20 protein-coding genes and 1 tRNA gene are annotated in these 26,362 nt (G+C 67.9%); 8 read left to right on the top strand and 13 right to left on the bottom strand.

Annotated features, from left to right (window positions below; all coding sequences use genetic code 11):
• Positions 1-12: 12 nt before the first annotated feature.
• The 5 genes from coaE to ACOGI4_RS07670 form a co-directional block, all read right to left on the bottom strand.
• Complete coding sequence (coaE, locus tag ACOGI4_RS07690; RefSeq protein WP_419841094.1) at positions 13-657, bottom strand: dephospho-CoA kinase; 645 nt, start codon at positions 655-657, stop codon at positions 13-15.
• 47 nt (positions 658-704) lie between these two features.
• Positions 705-2,042, bottom strand: coding sequence for a 30S ribosomal protein S1 (rpsA, locus tag ACOGI4_RS07685; RefSeq protein ID WP_419843108.1), 1,338 nt, complete (start codon positions 2,040-2,042; stop codon positions 705-707).
• A gap of 306 nt (positions 2,043-2,348) precedes the next feature.
• Positions 2,349-5,084, bottom strand: a complete 2,736-nt coding sequence (polA, locus tag ACOGI4_RS07680; protein ID WP_419841093.1) for a DNA polymerase I — start codon at positions 5,082-5,084, stop codon at positions 2,349-2,351.
• 36 nt (positions 5,085-5,120) lie between these two features.
• Positions 5,121-5,696, bottom strand: coding sequence for an ANTAR domain-containing response regulator (locus tag ACOGI4_RS07675; protein WP_419841092.1), 576 nt, complete (start codon positions 5,694-5,696; stop codon positions 5,121-5,123).
• 49 nt (positions 5,697-5,745) lie between these two features.
• Positions 5,746-5,828, bottom strand: a tRNA-Leu gene (locus ACOGI4_RS07670).
• A gap of 137 nt (positions 5,829-5,965) precedes the next feature.
• Here ACOGI4_RS07670 and fabD point away from each other — a divergent pair.
• The 5 genes from fabD to ACOGI4_RS07645 all read left to right on the top strand — a co-directional run bounded on the left by fabD (position 5,966) and on the right by ACOGI4_RS07645 (position 10,623).
• The gene (fabD, locus tag ACOGI4_RS07665; RefSeq protein ID WP_419841091.1) at positions 5,966-7,159 is read left to right on the top strand and encodes an ACP S-malonyltransferase; all 1,194 of its coding nucleotides are present in this window, start codon (positions 5,966-5,968) and stop codon (positions 7,157-7,159) included.
• A 70-nt stretch (positions 7,160-7,229) separates the two neighbouring features.
• The gene (locus ACOGI4_RS07660; protein ID WP_419841090.1) at positions 7,230-8,195 is read left to right on the top strand and encodes a beta-ketoacyl-ACP synthase III; all 966 of its coding nucleotides are present in this window, start codon (positions 7,230-7,232) and stop codon (positions 8,193-8,195) included.
• A gap of 98 nt (positions 8,196-8,293) precedes the next feature.
• Entirely contained in the window at positions 8,294-9,037 is a 744-nt protein-coding gene (fabG, locus tag ACOGI4_RS07655) for a 3-oxoacyl-ACP reductase FabG (RefSeq protein WP_419841089.1), read from the top strand.
• A gap of 77 nt (positions 9,038-9,114) precedes the next feature.
• The gene (gene acpP, locus ACOGI4_RS07650; protein WP_419841088.1) at positions 9,115-9,348 is read left to right on the top strand and encodes an acyl carrier protein; all 234 of its coding nucleotides are present in this window, start codon (positions 9,115-9,117) and stop codon (positions 9,346-9,348) included.
• A 99-nt stretch (positions 9,349-9,447) separates the two neighbouring features.
• The gene (locus ACOGI4_RS07645) at positions 9,448-10,623 is read left to right on the top strand and encodes a beta-ketoacyl-[acyl-carrier-protein] synthase family protein (protein ID WP_419841087.1); all 1,176 of its coding nucleotides are present in this window, start codon (positions 9,448-9,450) and stop codon (positions 10,621-10,623) included.
• A gap of 90 nt (positions 10,624-10,713) precedes the next feature.
• Here the strand turns inward: ACOGI4_RS07645 and ACOGI4_RS07640 are convergent, their stop codons facing one another.
• Positions 10,714-11,880, bottom strand: a complete 1,167-nt coding sequence (locus ACOGI4_RS07640) for a serine hydrolase domain-containing protein (RefSeq protein WP_419841086.1) — start codon at positions 11,878-11,880, stop codon at positions 10,714-10,716.
• Between the two features lie 224 nt (positions 11,881-12,104).
• Here ACOGI4_RS07640 and ACOGI4_RS07635 point away from each other — a divergent pair, with 224 nt between their 5' ends.
• On the top strand, positions 12,105-13,460 hold the full coding sequence (locus ACOGI4_RS07635) for a CapA family protein (RefSeq protein ID WP_419841085.1): 1,356 nt from the start codon (positions 12,105-12,107) through the stop codon (positions 13,458-13,460).
• Here the strand turns inward: ACOGI4_RS07635 and ACOGI4_RS07630 are convergent.
• Positions 13,409-15,877 carry a CaiB/BaiF CoA transferase family protein gene (locus ACOGI4_RS07630; RefSeq protein ID WP_419841084.1) on the bottom strand — a complete coding sequence of 823 codons (2,469 nt, stop codon included), beginning with the start codon at positions 15,875-15,877 and terminating at the stop codon, positions 13,409-13,411. The genes ACOGI4_RS07635 and ACOGI4_RS07630 overlap by 52 nt on opposite strands.
• Positions 15,878-16,087: 210 nt before the next feature.
• Between ACOGI4_RS07630 and ACOGI4_RS07625 the strand changes: the two genes are divergently transcribed.
• A complete protein-coding gene (locus tag ACOGI4_RS07625) occupies positions 16,088-16,555 on the top strand; it encodes a PPOX class F420-dependent oxidoreductase (RefSeq protein WP_419841083.1) in 468 nt (155 codons plus the stop codon).
• Positions 16,556-16,637: 82 nt separating this feature from the next.
• Here ACOGI4_RS07625 and ACOGI4_RS07620 read toward each other — a convergent pair whose 3' ends face one another.
• The 6 genes from ACOGI4_RS07620 to ACOGI4_RS07595 form a co-directional block, all read right to left on the bottom strand.
• Complete coding sequence (locus tag ACOGI4_RS07620; protein WP_419841082.1) at positions 16,638-19,211, bottom strand: fibronectin type III domain-containing protein; 2,574 nt, start codon at positions 19,209-19,211, stop codon at positions 16,638-16,640.
• A gap of 270 nt (positions 19,212-19,481) precedes the next feature.
• A complete protein-coding gene (locus tag ACOGI4_RS07615) occupies positions 19,482-19,802 on the bottom strand; it encodes an MmcQ/YjbR family DNA-binding protein (RefSeq protein ID WP_419841081.1) in 321 nt (106 codons plus the stop codon).
• A gap of 52 nt (positions 19,803-19,854) precedes the next feature.
• Complete coding sequence (locus tag ACOGI4_RS07610; protein WP_419841080.1) at positions 19,855-21,816, bottom strand: ATP-binding cassette domain-containing protein; 1,962 nt, start codon at positions 21,814-21,816, stop codon at positions 19,855-19,857.
• Positions 21,817-21,829: 13 nt separating this feature from the next.
• Positions 21,830-22,717, bottom strand: coding sequence for a branched-chain amino acid ABC transporter permease (locus tag ACOGI4_RS07605; protein WP_419841079.1), 888 nt, complete (start codon positions 22,715-22,717; stop codon positions 21,830-21,832).
• On the bottom strand, positions 22,714-23,427 hold the full coding sequence (locus tag ACOGI4_RS07600) for an ABC transporter ATP-binding protein (RefSeq protein WP_419841078.1): 714 nt from the start codon (positions 23,425-23,427) through the stop codon (positions 22,714-22,716). The genes ACOGI4_RS07605 and ACOGI4_RS07600 overlap by 4 nt, the downstream gene beginning before the upstream one ends.
• A 79-nt stretch (positions 23,428-23,506) precedes the next feature.
• Positions 23,507-24,811: an ABC transporter substrate-binding protein gene (locus ACOGI4_RS07595; protein ID WP_419841077.1), complete on the bottom strand. Its 1,305-nt coding sequence runs from the start codon at positions 24,809-24,811 to the stop codon at positions 23,507-23,509.
• A gap of 247 nt (positions 24,812-25,058) precedes the next feature.
• On the opposite strand from ACOGI4_RS07595, the gene ACOGI4_RS07590 reads away from it, so the two are divergent.
• Positions 25,059-26,342: a glutamine synthetase family protein gene (locus tag ACOGI4_RS07590; protein WP_419841076.1), complete on the top strand. Its 1,284-nt coding sequence runs from the start codon at positions 25,059-25,061 to the stop codon at positions 26,340-26,342.
• Positions 26,343-26,362: the final 20 nt, after the last annotated feature.

Here is a 26,362-nt window from a genome sequence, read left to right as displayed (position 1 = left end):
GCAGGTGGCGGCTCAGCGGCCCGCCTGCGCTGCAACCGGCTCGACGTGGGCCAACCCGCTCGCCCAGCGGTACGCCGCATCGACAGCAGCATCGAGCGCATCGACGCCTCCGGAGTTGTCGATCACCCAGTCTGCGAGTGCGAGTCGCTCCTGGCGCGGCAGCTGCGAAGCAACACGCGCCCGTGCGTCTTGCTCCTCGAAGCCCCGAAAACGGACGAGTCGCTCCACGGCAACATCGATCGGGGCGTCCACCACGAGAATCCCGCTGGTGCGATAGCGAGGCGCCTCACCGCTCGCGAGTCGCTCGCCGAGCAGCGGGATGTCGAGGACCACCAGCCGATCCGTCGCTTCCAGTTCGCTGATCCGCCGACGTATCTCCCGACCGACGGGCGGATGCGTGATGGCGTTCAGATCGGCGAGTGCGTCGGGGTCCGCAAAGACGATCGAGGCCACCGCGCTTCGGTCCAACGTGCCGTCCGGCGCCACGATGCCGTCGCCGAATCGCTGCACCATCTGCACGAAGACGGGACTCGACGGCGCCTGCTGTCGGCGCACGATGGCATCGGCGTCGACGAGCACTGCACCCCGACGGACGAAGCCCTCGGCCACCGTGCTCTTGCCGCTGCCGATGCCGCCGGTGAGGCCGATGGCGATCATCAAGCGGCGTCCGACCCGGCGGGCCCGTCGGGACCGGTGAGGCGGAGCTAGCGGTCGCTCGCTGCAGCGGTGGCCGCGGGATCGGCCGCGTCGGCGCCGTCGGCCCCTTGGTTCTCATAGTGGGCGAGCGCTTGGCGGTACGCCTCCTCGCCGTGCTCCTCGTAGTACTCGCGCCACGCCCGTTCTGCCTCTGACTCCTCGCCTTCGGCAGCCGTCTCGTAGCTGAACTCGCCGATGAAGTTGCCTTCCTCGTCGTAGGCGTGGTCGCCGAACGCCTCGCGGTACTCCTCGGCCACCACGCCGCCCTCGGCTGCCTGCTTGATCGACAGGCTGATGCGGCGGCGCTGCAGATCGAGATCGATGATCTTCACCCAGAGCTCTTCGCCTGGGGTCACTACCTGCTCGGGCAGCTCGACATGGTGTGCCGACATCTCCGAGATGTGTACCAAGCCCTCGATGCCGTCGCCGACTTGCACGAACGCACCGAACGGCACCAGCTTGGTGACGCGGCCATAGACCAGCTCCTCGACCCGGTGAGAACCCGCGAACACCTCCCACGGATCCTGCTGAGTCGCCTTGAGCGACAGCGAGATGCGCTCGCGTTCACGGTCGATCTCCAGCACCTCCACGTTCACTTCGTCACCGATGCTGACCACCGAGCTGGGGTGATCGACATGCTTCCACGACAGCTCCGACACGTGGATGAGGCCGTCCATGCCGCCGAGGTCGACGAAGGCCCCGAAGCTGACCACCGAGGAGACGCGGCCGGTGCGTCGCTCACCGCGCTGAAGGTCTCGCAGGAAGCCCTCGCGCTCCTCCTTGAGGCTCTCTTCCAGCCAGGCACGTCGGCTGAGCACGACGTTGTTGCGGTTCTTGTCCAGCTCGATGATCTTGGCTTCGAGTTCGCGGCCCACATACGGTGCCAGATCGCGGACCCGGCGGAGCTCGACCAGCGACGCCGGCAAGAAGCCCCTCAATCCGATGTCGACGATCAAGCCGCCCTTCACTACCTCGATGACGGGACCCTTGACGATGCCGTCGGACTCGCGGATCTCCTCGATGCGACCCCAGGCACGCTCATACTGCGCGCGCTTCTTGGACAGCACCAGCCGGCCTTCGAGGTCCTCCTTTTGGAGAACGAGCGCTTCGATCTGATCGCCGATCTCCACGACCTCAGACGGATCCACGTCGTGGCGGATCGAGAGCTCTTTCGACGGGATGACGCCCTCGGACTTGAAGCCAATGTCCAGCAGCACCTCGTCGCGGTCGACCCGCACGATGGTGCCGGCCACGATGTCGCCGTCGTCGAACTCGACGATGGTCCGTGCCACTGCGTCCTCGAACGAGGTGTCGCCGAGATCGTCTTCGGTGACGGTCCGCGGCACGTAGTCGCCCGCATCGGTGAAGGTGCCGAAGCCACCGTTGGAGGCGCCATTGCTCCCCTCATCAGCCCGCCCGCCGTCAAGTCCGCCGTCGAGCCCACTGTCGAGCACAGAGTCTCCCAAGCTGCGGCCGGCCAGCGGGTCCGGCGGGATCTCTGCGGCATGGTCGCCGGACGGGAGATCGAGGTCTGGAGCATGGGCAGTGGTGTCGGTCACAGAGGAAACGCTCAGGTCGGGAACACGGGCGCGCACGGCCGAGCATGCCGCTGCCAGCGCGCCGACAGGCTACCGGCCTGGCAACGGATGAGGTCATGGCTTGGCATCTGCCCACGTGGCACCGACCGCGACATGCACATCCAGCGGCACCGCCAGATCGGCGGCAGTGCGCATGGTGTCGACCGTCAACTCGGTCACTGCGGCGGTGTCGCAGGAACGCACCTCCAGGATGACTTCGTCGTGTACCTGCAACACCAGGCGGGCATCTGCGGAGCGCGCTCGCAGCGCTTCGTCCAGTCGAATCAGCGCCACCTTGAAGATGTCGGCCGCGAGGCCTTGAATCGGTGCGTTCATGGCCTGTCGCTCGGCGGCTTGGCGTACGCGGAAATTGCGGGACGTCAGCTCGGGCAGCGGACGGCGTCGACCGAATGCCGTCTCGGTGTAGCCCCGTTCGCGGCTTTGGGCCACCACCTCCTCCATGAACGAGCGCACCTTGGGAAACGCCTCGAAGTAGGCGTCCAAGATCTCCGCTGCCTCGCCGGTGGGCACACCGAGGCGTTGACCCAGGCCGTATGCCTCCATGCCGTAGGCCAACCCGTAGCTCACCATCTTCGCCACCGACCGCTGGCGCGGGTCGACCTCGGCAGCGCTGACGCCGAACAGCGATGCCGCTGTGGCGCTGTGAATGTCCTCGCCTGCCTCGAATGCACCCACCAGGCCCGGGTCGCCGGAGAGGTGCGCAATGACCCGAAGCTCAATCTGGTTGTAGTCGGCGATCAGCAGCTCGTGGCCCTCGGCCGGCACGAAGGCTCGACGGAACAAGCGGCCCTGTTCGGAACGAACCGGGATGTTGTGCAGATTCGGGTCTTCGGAGCTGAGCCGGCCCGTACGCGCCACCGTCTGGTTGAACGTGGCATGGATTCTGCCGTCGGGCTCGACGCATTCGAGCAGGCTGACGCCGTAGGTGGATCGCAGCTTCTCCGCCGCCCGGTATGCCAGCAGCCGCTCCACGATGGGATGCGCTCCTTGCAGGGCCTCCAGCGCCGCGGCGCTGGTGGAGTAGCCGGTCTTGGTCTTGCGCTGCGGCGTCAGCCCGAGGCCCCCGAAGAGCACGTCTGCCAGCTGCTTGGGCGAGTTGACGTTGAGGTCGTCACGTCCGGCCAGCCGGCGCACCTGCACCTCGAGCGCGTGCACTTCGCCGGTGAGGTGGTCGCGCAGCGACTCCAGCTCGCCGCGGTCCACGCCGATGCCGGCGGCTTCCATGCGGGCCAGCACCGAGATGAGCGGGCGTTCGATGCGCCAATACAGGTCGCGCATGCCGAAGTGCTCGAGCTGTTGGCCCAGCACCGGCGCCAGCGTCGCCACGGCGAGCGCATCGCGACCGGCCTCAACGGCGCTCGAGATGCCGTCGGCGGCTGGCCGTTCGAAGTCCAGCTGGCCGCGGGTGCCCTCGTCGGCCGGCTGCGCACCGCAATGGCGCGCGAGCAGCATGCTCAGCTCCTCACGCCCGTCCGACGGGTGGAGGAGATAAGCGGCGATCGACGTGTCGAGGGCGAGGCCCGCGAGCGCGGCGCCGGCGTCCGGCTCGCCGGACCGTCGAGCGAGCGCTCGCATCAGGAGCTTTGCGTGATGGACGTGAACGCCGGGACCGTCAGCCCCGAGCAGACGACCGAGCGTGTCGGCGATCGCGGGCACGGCCAGCTCGTCGTCGCCGAGCGCCAGCACGGTTCCCGCGCAGGGGTCCACCGCCACCGCCAACGCGCCCACGGTGCCGTCAGGCCGAATCGTGAATCCCAGCGAGACCGGTTCGTCGCGGCGCGACAGCTCGCCCAGCAGCGCCGCGACGCCGGCGCCGGGCAGATCAGCCTCGACATCGACGGGAAGCAGTTGCAGGTCGGCAAGCCGTACCGTCTCGGCCGCGGCTGTGGCGGGCGCGGCCAGTGCGCCCATGGGTGTCCCGGCCAGTGCGTCACGCAGACGAGCGAGCAAGCTGTCGAATTCCAGGAACTCGAACGTCCGCACGGCGAGTTCAGCGTCGAAGTCGTCCCAGCGGAGTTCGTCCGGTCCGATCTCGACGGGGACGTCGGATCGCAACGTCATCAAGCCGACGTTGCGCCGTACGTTGTGACTGTGTGCCGCCAGGTTCTGCGCGAGCTTCGGCGTCTGCTCGGCTGTCGCAGCCAGCAGTGCCTCGACGCTGCCGTACTTGTTGAGCAGCTTGGCAGCCGTCTTCTCCCCCACGCCGGGCACGCCAGGCAGATTGTCGGAAGGATCGCCGCGCAGCGCGGCGTACTGCACGTAGAGATCCGGGGTGACGCCGGTGCGCTCGACGATGCCTGCTTCGTCGTAGAGCGAGTAGTCGGTGACGCCCCGCCGGTTGTAGAGCACCCGCACCTTGGGGTCGCGCACGAGCTGGTACACGTCGCGGTCGCCGCTGACGATCAGCACGTCGTCGCCGCGTCGCTCCGCTGCCGATGCCAATGTCGCCAGCAGGTCGTCGGCCTCGTAGCCGGCGCAGTCCAGCGCCGGAATGCTCAGCGATTCGAGCACCTGGCGCACCAGTCCGAGCTGATCGACGAGCGTTGCCGGCGTCTCGTCGCGATGCGCCTTGTAGGCCGGTTCTGCTGCGTGGCGAAATGTCGGCTCCGGCCGGTCGAAGCACACGGCGATCGCGTCCGGACGATGGTCCCGCACCAGGTTGATGAGCATCGAGGTGAACCCGAACACCGCGCCGGTGCGCTGCCCCGAACGCGTTGCCATGTCCTCGGGAACAGCGAAGTAGGCCCGATAGGTGAGCGAGTTCCCGTCGAGCAGGAGGAGCTTGGACATGGAGGATCTCCCAGCAGTGCCGGTCGGCGGGCAGGCTCAGGGGGTCAGCAGTCCGTCCACGATCTGCTGCGCAATGTCGCCCATGCTCGATCGGTTGGCCATCGCCGTCGTGCGGATGAACTCGAACGCATCGCGCTCCGACAACCGATAGTCGTCCATGAGACAGCCCTTCGCGCGGTCCACCGCCTTGCGGGTCTCCAGCTTCTCCTCGAGGCTCTCGACCGCGTCCTCGAGTGCTCTCATCTCGGTGAAGCGCCCCCACGCCACCTCGATGGCCGAGACCAGCTCGTCGCGCTGAAACGGTTTCACCAAGTACGAGAGCACGCCGGCATCGCGTGCCTCGGCGATGAGATGGCGTTTGCTGAATGCAGTGAGAATGAGCACTGCGGAGTGTCTGTCGCCTGCCACTTCGCGTGCCGCATCGAGCCCGTCGCGACCTGGCATCTGGATGTCGAAGATGCACACTTCTGGCCGATGCCGCCGTGCGAGCTCCACTGCCTCGTCGCCGCGACCGGTCTCGGCCACGACGACGTAGCCCTCGTCTTCGAGCATTTCGCGCAGATCCAGCCGAATGATGGCTTCGTCCTCTGCGATCACGACTCGCTTGGGCACTCACACTCCCCTCGGGGGACCACACCGCTGGCTGGCCTGGCCGGCTGGGTGCCCGGGGCGGGATTCGAACCCGCACGCCCTAGCGGGCAGAGGATTTTGAGTCCCCCGTGTCTGCCATTTCACCACCCGGGCTTTGGGCACGGCGCAGATAACGCGCGAGCGTATCTCCCGAAGCATCGCGCGTGGCCCGAACAGCCGTCTACCCTTGCGCAGTCAATGATACCCGACCGCAAGCCCGGCGTCCATTGCAGTGACGCGGAGGAGGCCGAGTGCTCGCATTCACATTCCCGGGTCAGGGCTCACAGCAGCCCGGCATGGGGGCAGCCTGGACGTCGCATGCGTCATGGGAGCTGGTAGCCGAGGCCTCCGACGCCTGCGGGCGTGATGTCGCTGCGCTGCTGCTGGAGGCCGAGGCCGACGAGCTGCGCCATACGCGCAACTCGCAACTGTCCACCTTCGTGCTGTCGATGGTGGTGCTCGATGCGGTCGAGCGCACCGGTGCCACCTTCGACTGTGCCGCCGGGCATTCCTTGGGCGAGTACAGCGCGCTGACGGCAACCGGCGCCTTGGCCTACGACGACGCGGTGCGCCTCGTTGCCGAGCGCGGCGAGGCGATGCAAGTTGCAGCCGACGAGCAGCACGGGACGATGGCGGCGGTGCTGGGCCTCGACGACGATCTCGTCGCAGAGGCCTGCGATGCCACGCTCGGCGACGTCTGGGTCGCCAACTACAACGCCCCCGGCCAAGTGGTCATAGCCGGCGCACCTGACGCGGTCGCCGTCGCCGGCGACGAAGCGAAGGCGGCGGGCGCAAAGCGGCTCATGGCACTGCCCGTGGGCGGAGCATTCCACACGCCGTACATGGCGCCGGCCAAGGAACGACTGCGCAAAGCGCTGGCCGAAGTCGAGATTCGGGCGCCGAGCGTGCCGGTCGCCGCGAACGTCGACGCATGCCTGCGGTCCGACGCCGACGAGTGGCGCACGCTGCTGGCACAGCAGCTCACGAGTCCGGTGCTGTGGCGTGCCAGCATGCATGCGCTGGCCGATGCCGGAGTCGCCACGTTCGTCGAGCTCGGCCCAGGGCGGGTGCTCACCGGCATGACCCGCCGGATCCATCGAGATGCCACGTCGGTGTCGGTCACAGCGCCTGCCGAGATCGACCAGCTGATGGAAATGCTCGCCAAGGACGCGCCCACAGCACCGACCGCGCCGATTGTGCTGGGCGGAGAGAACCTGTACGTCACCGAGCGCCTCATTGTGAGCCCGTGCGCCGGAATCTTCGCGCTCAGCCCCGACATCGGCAACGGTCAGCACATCGGGGTGGGCGATGTGGTCGGCTACGTTGCCGGCGAAGAAGTGCGCTCCTCGTTCGCGGGTACTGTCATGGGCATCATGGCCGCAGAAGGCGAACGGGTGACCGCACGGCAGCCCGTTGCGTGGCTGCGGACCTCGTCCGTCGGCTGACGGGCGCACGCAGAGCGCAAGCGCAGACTGCGAGTCGGATCAGACGTCAAGCTGAAGGGGGGGGCCGCTGATGACGCTCAGCGCGCGAACTGCATCGAATGCGCGGATGGTGGGCATCGGCACCGCGCTCGGGGAGCGGACGCTCACCAACGAGGAACTCTCCGAGATGGTCGACACCTCCGATGAGTGGATCACCGAGCGCACCGGCATCAAGCAGCGGAACATCGGCGGCACCACCGCCGGCTTGGCTGCACGCGCCGGCGCGGCGGCGCTGGAGGTCGCCGGTGTCGATCCGTCGAGCATCGACATGCTCATCTTGGCCACGACCACCCCGGACCGCTGCGTCCCGGCGTCGTCGTCGCGGGTGCAGCAGACACTCGGCCTCGACTGCGGCGCCATGGACGTAAATGCCGCATGCTCAGGCTTCGTCTATGCACTCGCGACCGGCCACGGCTTGATCGCGATGGGCCACGAGCGGGTGCTGGTCATCGGCGCCGAAGTGCTGTCGCGCATCACCGACTGGACCGATCGGGCCACCTGCATTCTCTTCGCCGACGGTGCAGGTGCTGCGGTGCTCGAGCGCAGCGAGCTGGGCTCGGACCTCCTCGGATGGCACGTCGCCAGCGACGGCACCATGGAAGAGCACCTGTACTGCGACCACGGCGGCTACATCCAGATGGCAGGCCAAGCAGTGTTCAAGAAGGCCGTGCTGGTGATGGAAGAGTCGGCACGCCAGTCCATGAAGCAGGCCGGCCTCACTGCCGAGGACATCGACGTGGTCGTGCCCCACCAAGCCAATGTGCGCATCGTGGAGACGGCGTGCAAACGGCTGCGCATTCCGTTCGAGAAAGCGGCCATGGTGATCGAGCGAACGGGCAACACCTCGTCGGCCTCCATCCCGCTTGCACTCGACGACGCCGTGCGCGGCGGCCGAGTCCATGCCGGCGACAACGTGCTGCTGGTCGGATTCGGCGCCGGCATGACCTCGGCCTCGATGCTGCTGCGCTGGTCGGGTGCCCCGGCCCGAGCATCCTGAAGACCGGGCATCCTCAAGCTCCGGCACGCCGAAGACCGGGCATCCGCAAGATCGGGCATCCTGAAGACCGGGACCCTCAAGACCGGCTCGGAGCAGCAATGCAAGCACCGCGTACCGCAGATCTGCAGCCGCCGACCGCACGCACGGTGCTGGTGACCGGCGGCAGCCGAGGCATCGGATTGGCCACTGCCCAGCTGTTCGCCGACGCCGGGCACCGTGTCGCAGTCACCAGCCGCACCGAGGCGCCTGCCGACGACCGTCTGATGTGGGTGGCATGCGATCAAGCCGACAGCGAGGCAGTCGACGCCGCCTACGAGGTCGTCCAGGCGGAGCTGGGCCCCGTGGAGATCTTGGTCGCGAATGCGGGAATCACTCGCGACCAGCTCGTGCTGCGCATGGCCGACGAGGATTTCGCAGCGGTCGTGAACACGAACCTGACCGGTGCCTACCGCATGGCCAAGCGGGCCGCCCGGCCCATGCTGCGAGCACGCTGGGGGCGACTGATCTTCGTGTCGTCGGTGGTCGGGCTGCTGGGCTCGGCCGGTCAGGTCAACTACGCCGCTGCCAAAGCAGGCCTGGTGGGCATGGCACGGTCGCTGGCTCGAGAACTCGGTTCGCGCGGCATCACGGCCAACGTCGTGGCGCCCGGGCCGGTCGCCACCGACATGTTCGGCGCTCTGCATCACGACCAGCAAGCCGCAGTCGTAGAGGCCGTGCCGCTGGGACGGGTAGCGGAACCGTCCGAGATCGCCGCCGTCGCGGCGTTCTTGGCATCCGACAGCGCAGCATTCGTCACCGGTGCGGTGATTCCGGTCGACGGCGGCCTCGGCATGGGTCACTGACTGCACGACCTACACTGCGCATTCGCACGGCCGCTGGGGCCTCGTGCGCGTGACCGCCTACACATGAGGGGATCAGCATGAGTGACACGTTGGATCGATTCCGCAGCTGCGCCGTCGAGGTGCTTGCCGTGGATGCCGAGCAGGTCACGCCCGAGGCCAGCTTCGCCGACGACCTCGACGCGGACAGCCTGGACCTGGTCGAGCTGGTGATGGCGTTGGAAGAGGAGTTCGACATCAGCGTGGACGAGGAAGAACTGGAAGACGTCAGCACCGTCGCCCATGCGATTCAGCTGGTCGAGTCCAAGCTGTGACTGAGGGCCAGTGACCTGTGTCCGAAGATGTGGGTCCCAGCGAGCACCGGCGGATGAGCGTCGAATGAGCAGCAATAGGCACTGCATGAGCCTCACTGCATGAGCCCAGACCGTCGAGTCGCTGTCGTCGGACTCGGCGTGGTGTCGTCCGCCGGCATCGGCATCGACGACTTCTGGACCGGTCTGAACACCGAGCCGCCGCAAGGCGAGCGACGCGTCGCCGATTTCGATCCGTCGCTGTACTTCGACAATCCCAAGGAAGCCCGGCGCACTGATCGGTCCGTGCAGCTCGCCTTGGCCTCGGCGGCGCAGGCGATCGCATCGGCCGGCGAGCTGGCGGCCGGCCCTGATCGCTGCGGGGTGATCTTCGGCACGGGTGTCGGCGGGTTGCAGACATTCGAGGACCAAGTGCTCGTGCTGGATCGCAAGGGCGCTCGGCGGGTGTCGCCGTTCATGATCCCGATGATGATGCCGAACGCCCCCGCCGCTGCCATCTCCATGAGGCACGGTTTGGCCGGCCCGTGCGAGGTCCTCACGACGGCGTGCGCAGCGGGAACCCACGCCATCGGCTACGCAACGCGGCTCATTCGCTGCGGCGCTGCGGACGTCATCGTGGCCGGCGGCTGCGAGTCGGTGATGACGCCTGTAGGCACCGCCGGCTTCGTCAACATGACGGCGCTGTCGACCAGCGGTGTGTCGATGCCGTTCGACAAGCATCGGGACGGCTTCATGATGGCCGAAGGCGCTGCGACGCTGGTGCTCGAAGAGTGGGGCTCGGCCGTCGCCCGAGGCGCCGAAGTCTTCGGCGAGGTCCTCGGCACTGCGTCGAATGCCGACGCCCACCACATCACTGCGCCGGCGCCGGGCGGCGCAGGCGCACTTCGCTGCATGCAACTGGCCATCGAGGACGCAGACCTCACGCCTGATGACATCGTCCACGTGAACGCGCACGGCACCTCCACCCCGCTGAACGACGCTGCCGAGGCGGAGGCGCTCCACCGGCTGTTCGGCCCGCACGGCCCGCTGGTGACCTCGACCAAGGGGGTCACCGGGCACGCCCTCGGCGCAGCCGGCGCATTGGAGGCAACTGCGGTGCTGCTGGCGATGCGCCACCGCAAGATCCCCGCAACGGCGGGCTGCACCACGCCCGATCCGGACCTGGCCGAGTTCCGTTTGGTGACCGGACCGGCCGCGGATTGGGAACCCGGCCCGTCGCTCAGCAATTCGTTCGGCTTCGGCGGCCACAACGGCTGCATCGTGCTCGGCCCGGCCTGAGGGTCAATCTCTGGGGTCCGGTCGCCGGCTGTGCCCCAGCTCGCCGCCTTGCGCCGATCGGTCTGCCGACCGGCAGTCCCGATCCGGCGGCTACAGCTCGGCGTAGGCGGCGGTCTCGATCGCCTCGTACAGCCCGTAGGAACGCGGGTCGGCGAACGGCACTTGCTGGCTGATGTAGCAGCCCGCGACCTGGTTCGCCAAGTCGATCCAGAAGTACGAGTTGGCCAGACCGGCCCACATGAGTCCACCAGCGGGTCGGCCGGTGGGCGCGGGCGCCTCGTTGATCTGGAAGGTGAGGCCCCACGACTTCTCCACGCCTGGGAAGAACTCTGCGTCGAAGGAGAACGGCGGCGCCGCAGTCACGAGCTTCGTGACGCGCACGTCGCCCATCGCATTGGCGGTCATCTGCGCGTGAGTCTCCGGCGTCACGATCTGGTTGCCCCCCAAGCTGCCGCCGTTCAGCATCATGGCCAAGAAGCGGCAGTAGTCGTCCAGCGTGGAGTAGAGGCCGCCGCCGCCCATCTCGAACTCCGGTTCCTGCGGGATCTCGAAAGGCATCTCGACCAGCGTGCCGTCGTCGGTGCGGGTGTGCATCGCCGAGAGGCGGGAACGCATGTCGTCGCTGATCTTGAAGGCCGTGTCGGACATGCCCAGCGGTTCGAAGACGTGCTCGGCCAGGTAGGCACCGAGCGACAGTCCCGAGGCTGCCTCCACCATCTGGCCTGCGCAGTCGATGCCGGTGCCGTAGAACCAGCGGTCGCCGGGGTCGAACAGCAGCGGCATGCGCAGGGTCGCCTTCTGGCACTCGATGACACCGGGCGTGCCGGTGGCCTCCGCGTACTGGCCGAGTTCAGCGCTCCAGATGTCGTAGCCCATGCCGGAGGTGTGGGTCAGCAGGTGGCGCAGCGTGATGTCGCCCTTGCGCTGCCGCGTGACCGGTTTGCCGTCTGGGTCGAAGCCGGTCAGCACTTCGAGTTCGCCCAGCAGCGGCAGCACCTCCGCGCCCGGATCGTCGAGCGAGAGCTTGCCCTGCTCGACGAGCTGCATCGCGGCGGTGCCGGTGATGGCTTTGGTCATCGACGCAATCCAGCACACGGTGTCCGAACTCATGGCGATGTCGCTGCCGGCACCGCGGGTGCCTGCCGCGGCTGAGCAGATCACGCCGTCCGGCCCGATGACGCTCGCCACCGCGCCGACCACATCGCCGTCTGCGACTCCCCGATCCAGAATTCCCTGCGCGGTGTCTGCCAACGTCATCTCCGACTCCTGCTCGCTCGAGGACGAACCGCGCGACAGTCCCACTGCCGGGCCCCGGCCATCGGCTACGGCGCCGACGAGAGGGGACGACCGGCACGACATGGGTGCGTGCGCACAGCCCTGCTGCTCAACAGTAGTGCGGTGCGCCAATAGCGCGTACCCAGCAGGGCGCGGGACGCGACCGGCGGTGATGCGCGCCGTCGGTCGGCCGTAGGGTGCCTGCCGTGGTGGGACTGCGAGCGGTCGCCCTCGGCTGTGCAGGCCTGTTCGCGGCCGGCGTGGGGTGCGCCAGCAGCCCGTTGCGGGTTGCTCCTCCCCCGCCGACGTCGGCCTCGACGCCTGCCGTCGCCCAGCCGACAGCCACGCCATTGCTGATCCACGACGATGACGGGCCGCCGCCGGCGCCAGTGGCGGCGATCCAAGCGGCGACGACCGATACCCCGGCTGCCCAGATTCCCAAGACGCAGCCCCCGACGACCCAGCCTGATGCGAGGTGGACGCTGCTGACAGGCGGCGACGTGCTCATGGATCGCAGCGAAGCAGCCGGCATCGATCCGTTCGCCGACATCGAGCCGGCGCTGCGAACAGCCGACATCGCCATCGTCAACGCGGAGATGGTGATCAGCGCACGCGGTCGAGCCGCGGACAAGAGGTTCGTGTTCCGGGCACCGCCTACCGCAGCCGACCGCATCGCTGCCGCCGGCGTGGACGTCGCCAACCTGGCGAACAACCACGCCATGGACTACGGCACCGAAGCGTTGACCGACACCGTTGACCACCTCGAAGCCCGAGGCGTGATTGCGCTCGGCGCAGGCTCAACCGGCACCGATGCCTACCGACATCGCGTCATCGAGGTGCGGCCCGGCCTGCGAGTGGCATTCGTGGGTGCCTCTCTGGTCGTTCCGCACGGCTTCCCAGCGAGCGATTCACGGCCCGGCATCGCCTCGGCCTACGAGCGCGACCGGGTGCTCGCGAGCGTCCGCTCGGCTGCCCGAGACGCCGACGTGGTCATTGCAGCAGTCCACTGGGGCATCGAGCGCACGACGTGCCCGAATCGTCGTCAGCGCGACCTCGCGCAGGAACTGCTGCGCAGCGGCGCCGATGCGGTGGTGGGCCATCATCCCCATGTGCTTCAGCCGGTGGCCTTCGACGACGGGAAGCTCGTGGCCTACTCGCTCGGCAACTTCGTCTGGCACTACCGCTCCGGCATCACCGGCGAAACGGGCGTCCTGCAGATCGATTTCGACGGCGCCGAGATCACGGGCTGGTCGTTCCATCCGCACGTGCTCGACCTCAACGGCGCGCCGGTGCCGGTCTCGCCAGGTTCGCGGGCCGACCGGATTGCTGACATCATCGCCGGCGACTGCGCTCGACACCAGCCGCCGCCGACCACTGCGCCACCCACGACTCCCCCGACATCAGCGCCGCCGACCACTGCGCCGCCGACCACTGCGCCGTCCACCACGACCACAGCGCCCACGACGACCGCGCCCACCGCGCCCACTACCTCAGTACCGACGACCGGCGTTCAGCCCAGCACTTCGGCCGCTGCCAAGTCCGCGACGCGGTCAGCTTCGTAGCCCAGGAACTCGGTGAGCACTTCGTAGTTGTCCTCGCCGAGGCACGGCCCGCCGCGCCGCACGACCGCCGGCGTCCTGGACATGCGCGTGCGGCAGTTCTGTGTCCACATCGTGCCGCGATGGCTCTGCGGCACCTCGATGTGGTGCTCGCGAGCCTGCAGCTGCGGATCGTCGCAGCAGCCCTGCGCATTGTTCACCGGGTAGGCGTCGATGCCGACGGACTGCAGCGCCTCGGCCGCTTCGGTAGTGCTGCGCTGCGCAGTCCACGCCGAGACGGCCGCATCGATCTGCGCTGCACGCGATCGCCGCTCGGGCTGATCCCAGCCCACGGCCCCCTCGCTGTCGCCGTCATCGCCCAAGCCGACCGCTGCGGCCAGTGCGGACCATCGCTCGTCGGTACAGGCGATGGCCACCCACTGATCGTCGCCCGAGCTCGGATACACGCCGTGGGGGCTCAGGTGCGGATCGTCGTTGCCGCAGCGCTGCGGATCACGGCCATTGATCGAGGCGTCCAAGATGGCCGGCGCCAGGTAGTGCAAGGCCGATTCAGTCTGCGACACGTCGATGCAGCAGCCCGTGCCGGTGCGGTCGCGCCGCTCGAGGGCCGCCATCAGCGCCGCCACGATGACCCGCGGCGCCAGGAAGTCCGTGTACGGGCCGTAGGGACCCGCCGGGCCTCGGTCCGGCCATCCGGTGATCTCGTAGAACCCGGCCAGTGCCGCCGCCATGAAGCCGTAGCCGGCGAGCTTCGAGTACGGACCGGTCTGGCCCAACAGCGAACTCGACAGCATGATGATTCCGGGATTGATGGTCGAGAAGTCGTCGTACCCGAAACCCATGCGCGCGGCAGCACCTGGCGCCCACGACTCCGTGACGATGTCCGCCCATCGGATCAGATCCTCCACCACTGGACGCGCCTGCGGATTGCTGAGGTCCAAGCTCAGGCTTCGCTTCCCCGCGTTGTACACGCCGTAGCCGACGCTGTTGTCGGGATGCGGGTCTTCGTCCACGAACGGGTTGACGGTGCGCATCGTGTCGGGACGGCTCGCGGTCTCGACCTTGACCACCGTCGCGCCGTAGTCCGCCAAGATGCGCACCGCGGACGGCGTGGCGATCACCCAAGAGAACTCCACGACCTTGAGGCCCGTCAGCGGCAATGTGCCCTCGTTCGACGGCTCGGCTTGCGACCCGGGCACCACGCCACGCTCGGCGACCGCTGCGGCGTAGGGCCGCCGTTCGGCGCCGATGAGGTCGTCGTCGGCCCCGAGCTGCGGCACGGTGAGCGCGCGCTGGGGTGGGTCGTCGCTGAAGCCGGCCAGCGGGCCGCAGAAGCGCGCCGTGCGTCCCGTCTCGAACTCGACGTCCCGCCAGAACCCGCGGTGCGCGAAGTGCGGGTTCGTCAGCAGGTCGCTGACCAACGCGGACGGGGTGATCAGCAGGTCTCGGTCGAATGCTGCCGCCCACAGCTCGTCCGTCGATTTGGTCGCCAAGAAGCGAGCGTGGGTAGCGAACGACTTGGCGATGATCTCCGGCGAGCGCTGCCCGCTGAGCACTTCGTGGGCGACGGTTTCCCAGTCCACCGCCTGCAGCTCCTCGTCGGCGAAGCCCTCCTGCGCCTCCCACTCCACGAGCCGCTGCGTGTATGGCGCGAACGCGACGCCCATCAGCGCGACGCAGATCGTGTTGCCGTCCGCGCACGGGAACATCATCGGCACGTCGATGCCGCCGAGGCTGAGACCGCCGGCGAGCCGGTCGATGGGGTTGGCGTTCACCCGAGGCGACAGGTTCTGCGGCTGCCCGTGGGTCATGGATTCCATCGCGGAGACGTCGACGTGCTGGCCGCGGCCGCTGCGCTGGGCCTCGCGCAGCGCAATCAAGGTCGCCGCGGCGGCATCGCCGGCGGCCTGCAGGAAGCTCTGGGGCACGCCCGAGACCCGCACCGGAGCGCGGTCCTTGTCGCCGCTGGCGTGCAGGAAGCCGCTGCCCGCAACGGCGGTGAGGTCCGAGCCGGCCCAGCTGCTGCGCGGACCGGTCGAGCCGTAGGGCGTGATTGACGCGTGGACGATGGCCGGGTTGACGGCGGCCAGCTCGTCATAGCCGAGGCCCAGCGCGGCTAGGTGGCCGACCGGCGCATCCTCGATGAGCGCATCTGCGCCCCGCACCAGCTCGAGCAGTCGCCGCCGGCCCGCATCGCCGGCCACGTCCGCCGTGACGCTGCGCTTGCCCTGGTTGAACGCCCAGTGCGTCAGCGAGCGCTCCGGGTCCGGCTCGTCGTCGACGAATGGGCCGAGATGTCGGCTGCGCACACCGCCGGGCGGTTCGACAGCGATCACCTCGGCACCCAGGCTGGCGAGCAGGTAGCCCGCGAACTGACTGATGCCCTGGCACAAGTCCAAGACCCTGTAGTGCTGCAACATCTGAACTTCGGCTCCTCTCGCCCGTGGCCGCCCCAGCGCATGATCTCACGTGCGCGCAGCCTCGCTGAGTTACCTGCTTGACGCTAGGTCAGATGCCGACGCCGCCCTGCCAGGCCACGCCGCCGTGCAGCGCGGCGCGTGCCCAGCGAGACTCGACGAGCGAGGAGACTGGGAGAGAGCAGTCCTGAGAGAATCCGCGAGGAGGTCCCGATGGCGACAATAGCGGCTGACCGGCGAGTGGAGCGCGACCAACTGCGAGCCTTCGTGCGCGAACGTCACCGTGGAGTGCTGTTGACCCTCCGTCGGGACGGTCGCCCCCAAGCATCGCTGGTGACCATGGGTCTCAGCGAGTCCGGCGACGCAGTGCTCGTGGCCAGCTATCCCGAGCGGGCCAAGTCGTTCAACCTGCGGCGCGACGAGCGCGCGTGGGTGGTCGTGATGTCCGATGCATGGAACGGCGAGTGGGTGCAGCTGGAATGCCGCGGCGAAGTGGTGGACCTGCCGGAGGCCATGGATGGGCTGGTGGAGTACTTCCGTGTCGTCAGCGGCGAGCATTCCGACTGGGACGACTATCGGGCAGCCATGACTCGCCAAGGCAAGGTGCTGCTGCGCCTGCACATCGTCTCGTGGGGGCCGATCTCCAAGGGCGGCTTCCCCGCCCGTCTCGCCGCCGACTAGCTGTCAGTTCGCGTGAGTTGTCGACTGGTTGCTGAGCACATGATGGAGTCGCTGCCGCGCTGTAGACAGCCTTGGTGCATGGCTATGGGGCTTTGGTCCACCAGAAGACGCGGCGTATCGCGGACCAGCGCTTGCAGGTCTCCGAATAGGCCACGACGCTGACACGCAGCCGATACCCGGCGCCTGCGGCGTGGCCGGTGAGCGTCACGGTGCGGGTGAGGGTGGGGCCGGCGGACTCGAAGGTGCCCGCCCCCACGCGTTCGCCGGTAGTCACATTCACCACCTCATAGGCGTAGCGGACGCTCTTCGCATAATGCGGCACACCCGCACGGGTGTACGCGCAACGCACATCACGCTGCACGTCGGGCGTGGCAGCCGGCTTCGACCAAGTGACCGTCACCCGACCCGGCTTGGCAGCATCGACTTTCAGTTCTTGCACCGGCATTGGGCTCATCAACGGACGTCTCGGCGGACCGGGCGGCCTGCCCGCCGCGGTCACTGCGAACGTGCGCGTCACCGGCAGCGAAAAACTCCAGCACACAGCACTGTACGCCAGCACTTCCGCGGTGTAGCTCACCCCGGGGTCGAGACCGGTCACCAGCCAGCTCGTGGTGCCCGACAGCACCAGCGACTCCGCCACCACACGCCCCACACCCGACCCGCCGCGAGACCGTTCGCGGACACGCACCAGAAACCCCGAAGCCTCACAAGCACCGCCGCCCGGCACCGACCACGACACCAGCAGCACACCGCCGCCAGACTCGACGCGCACACCTGACGGCTGCCACGGCCTCCCAGACACCGCCACACCACCCGAACCAACCGAACCGCCGGAGCCACCGCCGCCTGAACCGCCCCCGCCGCCGGAGCCTCCTCCCGACGAAGACCGCGGCGCCGCCGCCGTCGTGCTGGTCGTCGCAGCAGTCGTCGAAGTCGGCGATGTCGTCGTAGTCGTCGTAGTCGTAGTCGTCGGTGCCGTAGTGGTCGTCGTAGTCGTGGTGGTCGTCGTAGTCGTGGTGGTCGTAGTAGTGGAAGTCGTCGTCGTGGTGGTTGTTGTGGTCGTGCTCGTTGTCGTCGTCGTGGTGGTGGTGGCACCGACGTTGAACACCGCCCAGTCCGACACCGGCCCCCAGCCGGACGGATTACGAGCCCGAATCTGCAACCTCCACCTGCCATCAGTAATCCCCGACACCGGACCGAACGCCAACGACGTCGTCGAACTGCCCGAACTCGGCACATTCCTCCACGTCGAACGCGTCCCATCCGGATACTCCCACCGATACGCCCACCGATTGATCGTCACGTCATTCGGATTCGTCCACGACGCATCAAACGTGTTCGTACTCCCACGCCGACCGAACGACAACCCCGACGGCTTCGCAGGCACCCCCGCCGCAGTCGTCGTCGATGTGGTCGTAGTCGTGGTCGTAGTTGTCGTTGTGGCGGCGGCGACGGTGAACGACGCCCAGTCCGACGCAGGCCCCGTGCCGGTCGCGTTCACCGCCCGCACCTGCATCCGCCACACACCCGCAGCCAAACCCCCCGACCGCCTAATCGTGTGCGACGTCGTCGACGCCCCCGAACCCCCAATCGAATACCAACCACTGTCAGACCCGCCCGGAGGCCGCCACTGATACTGCCAACCCGTAATCGACGCATCACCCGGATCACTCCACGACACCCTCAACCGATTAGACGTCCCAACCCGCTGCAACCCCACACCCGACGGCTTCCCCGGCACCGGCACCGTCGTCGTCGTCGTTGTGGTGGTGGTAGTCGTCGTTGTGGTGGTCGGCGCCGTCGTCGTAGTCGTAGTCGTCGGTGTCGTCGTGGTCGTAGTCGTCGTAGTCGTAGTGGTGGTCGTCGTAGTCGTGGCCGGCGCGTTGTCGCCGTCGTCGTCGGTGATCAACAGCCGCGCCCAGCCATTCAATTGGAACGGGGGGCTGCCGGTCAAGATTCTGATCACCAGGTACTCGGTCGCGGACTCCTGCGTCGCGTCACCCCGCACGCTGAACGTCAACGAACCCTGCGTCTGCCCTTCGTCGATCGTGATCGTGCGACCGTTCGGCCAACAAATGTCAGCCGCAGCAGGATTCGGCGCCGAACACGACGTCGCCTTCGTGTAATTCGAGTTCCACGTCGCCGCCGCCGCAGCCGATCCCGACTCATTAACCAAGGCCATCGTCCTGCCTCCCGACGGCGCCGCAGCAGGCAACGTCACCGACAACGTCACGTCCGCCGTCACACCCGCATTGCCCTCGCCCGTCCGCCCCGGGCTCACACTCATCGCGATCAACGTATTCGGAAAAACCCGCGGCTGCACCGCGATCACCGCAGAAGCCGCGCCGTTGCCAGTCGCGTTCACCGCCCGAATCTTGATGAAGTGCTGCTCCGTGCTCGACACCGACACAGTCAACGAAGTGGTCGACGCACCCGAACCCGACAACGCCAGCCAATCCGACGACGACACCACCGGACTCCGAGCAGTGCCGAGCACGTACTCATACCGAATAATCGACGCATCCCCCGGATCATGCCAATACAGCCCCACCGCACCATCACCACCGAACGGCACCAACCCCACCGGCGCCACAGGCACCGAACTCTGGCCACCCACACCCGTAGGAACCACCACCACCGACCCCACCAACAGCACTACCCCAACCAACCCCCAGCCCCAACCACGCCAACCGCACCGCCGCCCATCAGCCACGCACCGACCCCCCCCCCCCCCGAGGACGGCATCCCAAACGCGCAACACGACTACGACCAAGCATCAACACCACACCCAACCCAACAACTCCCGCGAATACGCCGGCAGCCTCATGCATACCCAGCCCAGGCAAGGATACACCCCGCGCACCGGCACACCCACGATGCATCACAGTGGCAGTCGCAGCCGAGACCAACCGCAACACCGAGCAGCTCAGGAGCTGTCGAGCCGGCGCAGGAGGCTCGCGGGCGCACGGCACCGGTAGCTCTCCTCAATCCAGTCGGCCAGGTCGTCCAGCTCCACGTCGGCCATGCGGACCAGCACCGCTCCGTAGCCGTCGTAGTGCGGCACGGTGAACAGCGCTTCGGGATGCTGCTCAAGCAGCGCCTGCTTCATCTCGAGCTCGCAGAACAGCACCAGCACCTCAGTGTCATGCACCGAGTCGCGGCGGTACTCGCGCTCGCTCCACATCCGGCACACCAGTTTGCAGCGGACCTTCAGCGCCGGCGTCCCGTACGAGGTCGATTCGGTCATTTCGGGTAGCGTCGACCCCAGGCGCCGAATGTCGTCGAACGTCGCCATCTGCTCAAGCGCTTCCGCTCACAGCCTCGCCGGTTGAAGTCGCGCCGTCCGACATGCCCGCGTCGCTCTCAGCACCTAGGTACGCAGCGCGCACCGCCGGATCGGCCTGGACCTCGTCGGGCGTGCCGACGCTGATGACCCGCCCCTGATCGAGCACGTAGATGCGGTCGCTGATGCCGGTGATGAAGTTCAGGTCGTGATCGATCACCAGCACTCCGGCGCCGACCGCAGCAGCCATGTGCCGAATGCGCCCGATCATCTCGGCCGACTCTGCGTCGCTCATGCCGCTGGTGGGCTCGTCGAGCAACAGGTACGCGGGTGCCATGGCAGCTGCACGCGCCAGCTCCAGCCGTCTGGCACGTCCGTAGTCGAGTTCGCGTGCGCGCCGGTCGCGCACCTCCCACAAGCCCGCCTCCGCAATGAGCGCGTCGGCTGACGGATGGTCCCCGGGCCGATGCCGGGCAGCAACACGGCCGGCCAGCTCCACGTTCTGGCGCACCGTCAACGCCGCGAACAGGCGCAGATTCTGGAAGGTCCGCAGCAGCCCCGCACGCGCGATCTCATGGCTCGACGCGGCCGCCAAGTCGCGCTCGCCGAGCCTGAACCAGCCGTGCGCGGGCTGCACCACGCCGGTGATCACGTTGACCAGCGTGGTTTTGCCGGCACCGTTGGGGCCGATCAGCCCGACGACTTCGTCGGAAGCGACGCGCAAGCCCGCTCCGTCGAGCGCCCGGAAGCCGCCGAAGTCCACGACGATGTCGCCCGCCTCCAAGGCAGCGCCGTCTGGAGATGCCTGGGCTGGAGATGCCTGGGCTGACGACGCCGGCGCGTGCAGTCCCACCGGCGCTACCTCGGCCAGCGGCACCGGCCGCGCCTCTGGCCTGCGGCTCTGCCAGCGACGCCACAGCCACCCGTCCAGCTCCCAGTCCCCCACGAGGCCTTCGGATCGAAAGATCATGAAGCCGAGCATCGCAAGGCCTAGGAAGACCGTCTGCAAGTTCTCGCGGAAGATCCAGTCCAGCGGTCCAGCATCCAAGCTGAGCCCGAACACCTCGAAGCCGTCCTGTCCCAGCCGGCGGGCCGCCTCGCGCCCGACCGTCATGACCGCGACGCCGACGAGCGCGCCGGTCACGCTGTTGCGGCCTCCAACGATCAGCATGGCCAGTGTCAGCAGCGTGTAATTGAAGAAGAAGTCGCCGGGCAGGATCGAGCCGTTCTCGTAGACGCGCAGCGACGACCCGACGCTCACCACCACGACCGAAATGAGCAGCGCCGCGGTCTGCTGCACGAGCGGATTCACGCCCATGGCACGTGCGGCCAGATGGTCTTCACGCGCCGCTGCGGCGAGCTTGCCGCTGCGACTCTGCGAGAACAGTCGCGCGAGGATCAATGCGCCCAGCAAGCAGCAGTAGATCGGCAGCCTGCTGTCCAGAGCGGCGCCGACCTTGAACGTGAGACCGGCACGTTCGCCGCCGGTGAGGTCCGGCCAGTTGCGAGCCACCTCGTGGCTGACGAACAGCAGCGCCAACGTGATCACGGTGGCTGCGACGGCACCGGACTCTGCGCCCGAGCGCGCCAAGCCGATGCCCACCACCGTCGCCACGGCCGCAGCGACGGCGACAGCAGCACCGACGGCGAGCGCCGGGTGCACCACGATGCCCTCCAGACCGAACGGAGCGTCAGGAATCCGGGTGAGCTTGGCCTCGGGACTGATGGCAAAGACCGCGAAGGCGTAGCCGGCGACTGCGCCGAAGCCGATGTGCCCGAACGACAGCACGCCGGTGTTGCCGACGTAGATCTGGATGCCGACCACGATGATGGCGTCGATCAGCATGACGGTCACCAGACGCTCGGCGGCGCGGCCCCCGAAGCTCTCGTAGAGCAGCCCGCCGGCGACGAAGACGGCACAGAGCGCCGCGCATCCGGCCACGGGGAAGCCGACATCGCGTCCGAAGCGGGGGAACATCAGACCCGCTCGCTCACACCCGCACCGCGCGTTTGACAGTGAGCAGACCCTGAGGCCTGAAGATGAACAGCAGCGCGATCAGCACGAACACGACCCCTTCGGTGAGGCCGGCAACGCTGTCGGGCAAGCGCGAGCGCAGCAGCACCTCTGCCACGCCCAGCACCAGACCGCCGACGACCGCGCCTCGCAGACTGCCCAGACCGCCGATGAGCGCCGCGAGCACTCCCTTGAGCATCGGCGTGATGCCCGCGCTGGGGCCGATACTGCCTGCCCGCATCAGCCAGAACACGCCGGCGATGCCCGCCAGCAGGCCCGACAGCGCGAACGCTCCTCGGATCACGGTGTCGGAGCGCACGCCCATGAGCCGAGCGGTGTCGAAGTCCGCAGCTGCGGCCCGCAGGGACAGCCCGAACATCGTCCTCTGCAACAGCAACGTCGTACCGACGAGCGTCACGACCGTGGCCGCGATCACGACGGTGTCGTACACCTCGATCTTGAGCGGTCCCACGGCGTAGGTGGCAGTCACCCACGACGGCCGGTCGAAGGGCTTGATTGCCGCGGACACGTACAGCAGGAAGATCGCGGAGACCACGAAATGGACGCCGAACGACGTCAGCAGCAAGGTGAAGTCCGAGCTGCCGCGCACGCGCGAGAAGGCGACGCGCTCGATGGCCAACGAGGTCAGCACTGCGCTGATCACGATCAGCGGCGCCACCACGTACCACGACCAGCCGGCGCCGAGGGTCCACAGGGCGACGTAGCCGCCGACGGTGATGAGCTCGCCGTGAGCGAAGTTCAGCAGGTGCATGACGCCGAAGATGACGGCGACGCCCAGCGCCAGCAGCGCATAGATGCTGCCCCGACCGAGACCGTCGATGAGGTTCTGGGCGAATTCGGTCACGAGACGCCCTGTCCCCCGACGAACGTGTCGAAGAGGTCGTCTCGCCGGCGCAGCTCGGCGCCGGTGCCTGTGGCCACCACTGCGCCGCTGCGCAGCACGTACGCACGATCCGCTGCTGCCAGCATTCGTGCGGCGTTCTGCTCCACGACGAGCAGGGTGCGACCTTGTTCGCGCAACGTGGCGATGAGCTCGAACACGGTGTCCACCAGCATCGGGGCGAGACCGAGCGAGGGCTCGTCCATCATCAACAGGCGAGGCGCCGACATCAGCGCTCGCCCGATGGCCAGCTGCTGCGCCTCCCCGCCCGAGAGGTAGCCGGCCGGTACGTCCCATTTCTCTTTCAACACCGCGAAGCGCTCCGCCATTTCGTCGAGCAGCTCCGCTCGTTGTACCGCAGGCACAGTCACGCCGCCGATCCGCAAGTTCTCCTCCACGGTGAGGTCGGCGAAGATGCGGCGGTGCTCCGGCACCAGCGCGATGCCCGAGCGCAGCAGCTGCTCGGGCGAGCGGCCGGTGATGTCGTTGCCTTCGAACGTGATCCGTCCGACAGCGGGTGCCAGCAGTCCGCACACCGACGACAGCAAGGTGGTCTTGCCCGCACCGTTTGGCCCGATGAGGCCCACGACCTCCCCGGCGCCGACGCTCAGCGACGCGCCGCGCAGTGCTGCTATCGAGCCGTAGCGCGCGGTGAGACCCTCGATCTCGAGCATCTGCGACGCAGAGCGTCAGGTCCCGCGGCGTCTGGTGACGGCCGCTGATGCGGCGCCCGGAGCTGGCTTGCTCGCGGGCCTACTCGATCGTCGCGACGAGCACGTCGTCGCCGGCCACGATGCGGTTGATCGGCACGGCCTTGGCCGGGATGCCGTTCGTGCCCGCGTAGGTGATCTCGCCCGACAGTCCTGCGAAGCCTGAGATCTGCTTCACGGCTTCGCCGATCTCCGCGGTGTCGTCGCAGTCGCAATCGAGCATCGCTTGGATGCCGAGCAGCATCGAATCGACGTACAGGGCCATGAATCCGCGGCTCTCCAGCGCCTCGCCCTTGGCAGCTTCGTAGCCGGCGAGCATCGAATCGATCCGGTCGCCCGCGGTGATGCTGGTGTGCGGCGTGTGGGCGATGCCCTCGTTGTTCGCCTCGACTTGGATGCCGGTGGCGTCCAGCGCGTCGGTGCCGACGTAGGTGAGGCCGTCGAGGCCTTGACCCTCGAGCTGCCCTCGCAAGGCCGTCACCTGGAAGGCCAGCGCAGCGGAGAAGACCACTTCGTTGTTCTGCGATATCTGAGCGATCTCGTTCACCTGCGAGGAGAAGTCAGTGTCTTGGAACCACACGTAGGTCTGCTCGCTGACGACTTCGCCGCCGCCGGCTTCGAACGCCTCCATGAACGCGTCGGGATTGACGCCGGTATAGGGGACTCCCTCGCCTTCGGTGAACACGATCGCCCGGGCGATGCCCTCGTCGAGCGCCCACTGTGCAGCTGCGCCCGACATCTGGTGATCGTCGAAGGTGACCAAGTAGGAGTTGATCGACGCGTCCGCCAGCGTCGGCTCCGTGGACGCCGCGACGAACAGCGGCACCTTGCCGTCAGTGGTCTGCAGGATCGGCAGTGCGAAGTCTGCAAACGGCGGGCCGATCAGGAAGTGCGCCCCCCAGTCCAGCAGGTCGTTGGTGGCGAGCGCAGCGTCCTCGCCCACCTCGGCGACCCGAACTTCCACGGGCCGGCCGTTGAACCCGCCGCGGCAGTTGGCGAGCTCCGCGATGTAGGGCACCAGCTTCGAGCCGGGAATGTCGACGAATCCGACGACATCGCTGAAGTCCATCGCCATCCCGACCCGTATTGGATCGCCGGTCGGCGCCCCAGCACAGTCGCTGAGATCGGCGCTCAGCAAGTGGTCGATGTCGATGCTGGTCATCGTCGCTGCCGCCGCAGGCGCTTCGGTGGCAGCTGGGGCGCCAGGCGCCGAAGGTGCTTCGGTGGACGCAGGCGCTTGCGTGGCAGTCGGCTCGCTCGCTGTCGTGTCGGTCGAGTCGTCGTCGCCGCCGCAGGCTGCAACGACCAGCGCAACGACGGCCAGCACGGCCCAGACGCGTCTCCCCATGATGGTTCCCTCTTCCTGGAAGCGGCCGGTGGAACTGGTCCATGGACCTGGCCTGTGGATCTGAAGGCAGACTAGCCCACTTGTCCACGGGGTCGCATCAGCGGCATCTCCTATAGCTTCTGCTCATCGTCGCGGCAACAGATTGACGGCTCGCACTGAGGCCGCCGAGGACACGCGGCCGCCAAGCGCACGCATCCGATGACAACAACATTGTTGGGGAACGCTGATGAACCATGAACGTGTCCGCATGCTGTGGCCCGATCATCTCGGCCTCGCTCGGGGGAAGTACGTGCCGGCAGCCTTCGCCGGCGATGGCACCGGCCATGCTGCTGCGGTGTTCAGCCTGGCCTACGACCGCTCCTTCATTCCGGCCCCCGGCTCCGGCGTGCTCGACGGATTTCCCGACATCCACGCCACCTTCGAAGAGTCCGACCTGCGGCCCGGCTGGGATGACGACCGGACCCAGGTGGCAGTCTGCGATCTCAGCCAGCACGGCGAGCCCTTCCGTTACTCAGCCAGGTACGCATTGCGCAAGGCCGTCGCGGACTGGGAAGCGGTGGGCTATCGGCCGATGGTCGGCATCGAGTTCGAGGCCTACGTGCTCGAGCGCACCCAAGAGCACGGCTGGCAACGGTGGGACACGCCCGAGTCGTACGTATACGGTACCGGTCGATTCGTGGACCCGATCGGCCTGATGGACGAGATCGCCGACCTCGCGGCGGCCAGCGAGATCGTCCTGGAATCCGTCAACGCCGAGTTCGACTCGGGCCAGTTCGAGCTGACGCTGCGCTATGGCGAAGCGCTGTGCGCCGCCGACGACGCCTTCTTGTTCCGCGTGCTGGCCCGCGAGTGCGCCATGCGCCACGACCGCCGGCTGACGTTCTTGGGCAAGCCGTATGCGCAACTGGAGGGCAACGGCGTCCACGTCAACTTCTCGCTGGTGAACTCCGACGGCGACAACGTGCTCCACGACCCCCTCGCAGCCGACGGCCTTTCGGCGCTGGCGAAGTCGTGCCTCGCCGGACTATGCGCGCACCACCAAGCGCTGACGCCGCTGTGCGCTCCGACGGTGAACGCCTACCGGCGCTTACAGCCGTTCACGTTCAGCGGCCGGCGGGCGAACTGGGGCTACGACCACCGCGTGGTGGGCACGCGGGTGCCCCCTGAGCGGGGCAGCCGCACCCGCATCGAGTCGCGGCTGGCCGACGGCGCCTGCAACGTGCATACCGCGGTCGCGGCCGTGCTCCAAGCCGCTCGCCTCGGCGTGGTGGGCGGGCTCGACTGCCCCGAACCCGAGACCAACGACGGCATGGAGGCCTGGAACACCGAGGTGACCTCGGCACCCGACCTGGCAGCGGCGCTGGATCATCTGCGCGCCGACGAAGACCTCGCGGCGGCGGTCAGCAGCGATCTGGTCGAGAATTTCCTGGCCATCAAGGATGCCGAGTGGGAGCGCTACGTGGCGGCGGTGGGCGAGCCCTCCGACGAGATCAGCGAGTGGGAGATCTCCGAGTACCTGCCGTACCACTGAGCCAGCGCGCTTACGGCGCT

It is taken from the genome of Candidatus Poriferisodalis sp., assembly GCF_965205175.1.
In the GTDB taxonomy this organism is placed as follows: domain Bacteria; phylum Actinomycetota; class Acidimicrobiia; order Acidimicrobiales; family Poriferisodalaceae; genus Poriferisodalis.
The sequence above is the reverse complement of the archived record's forward strand: the minus strand, read 5'-3'. Positions and strand labels throughout refer to the sequence as shown.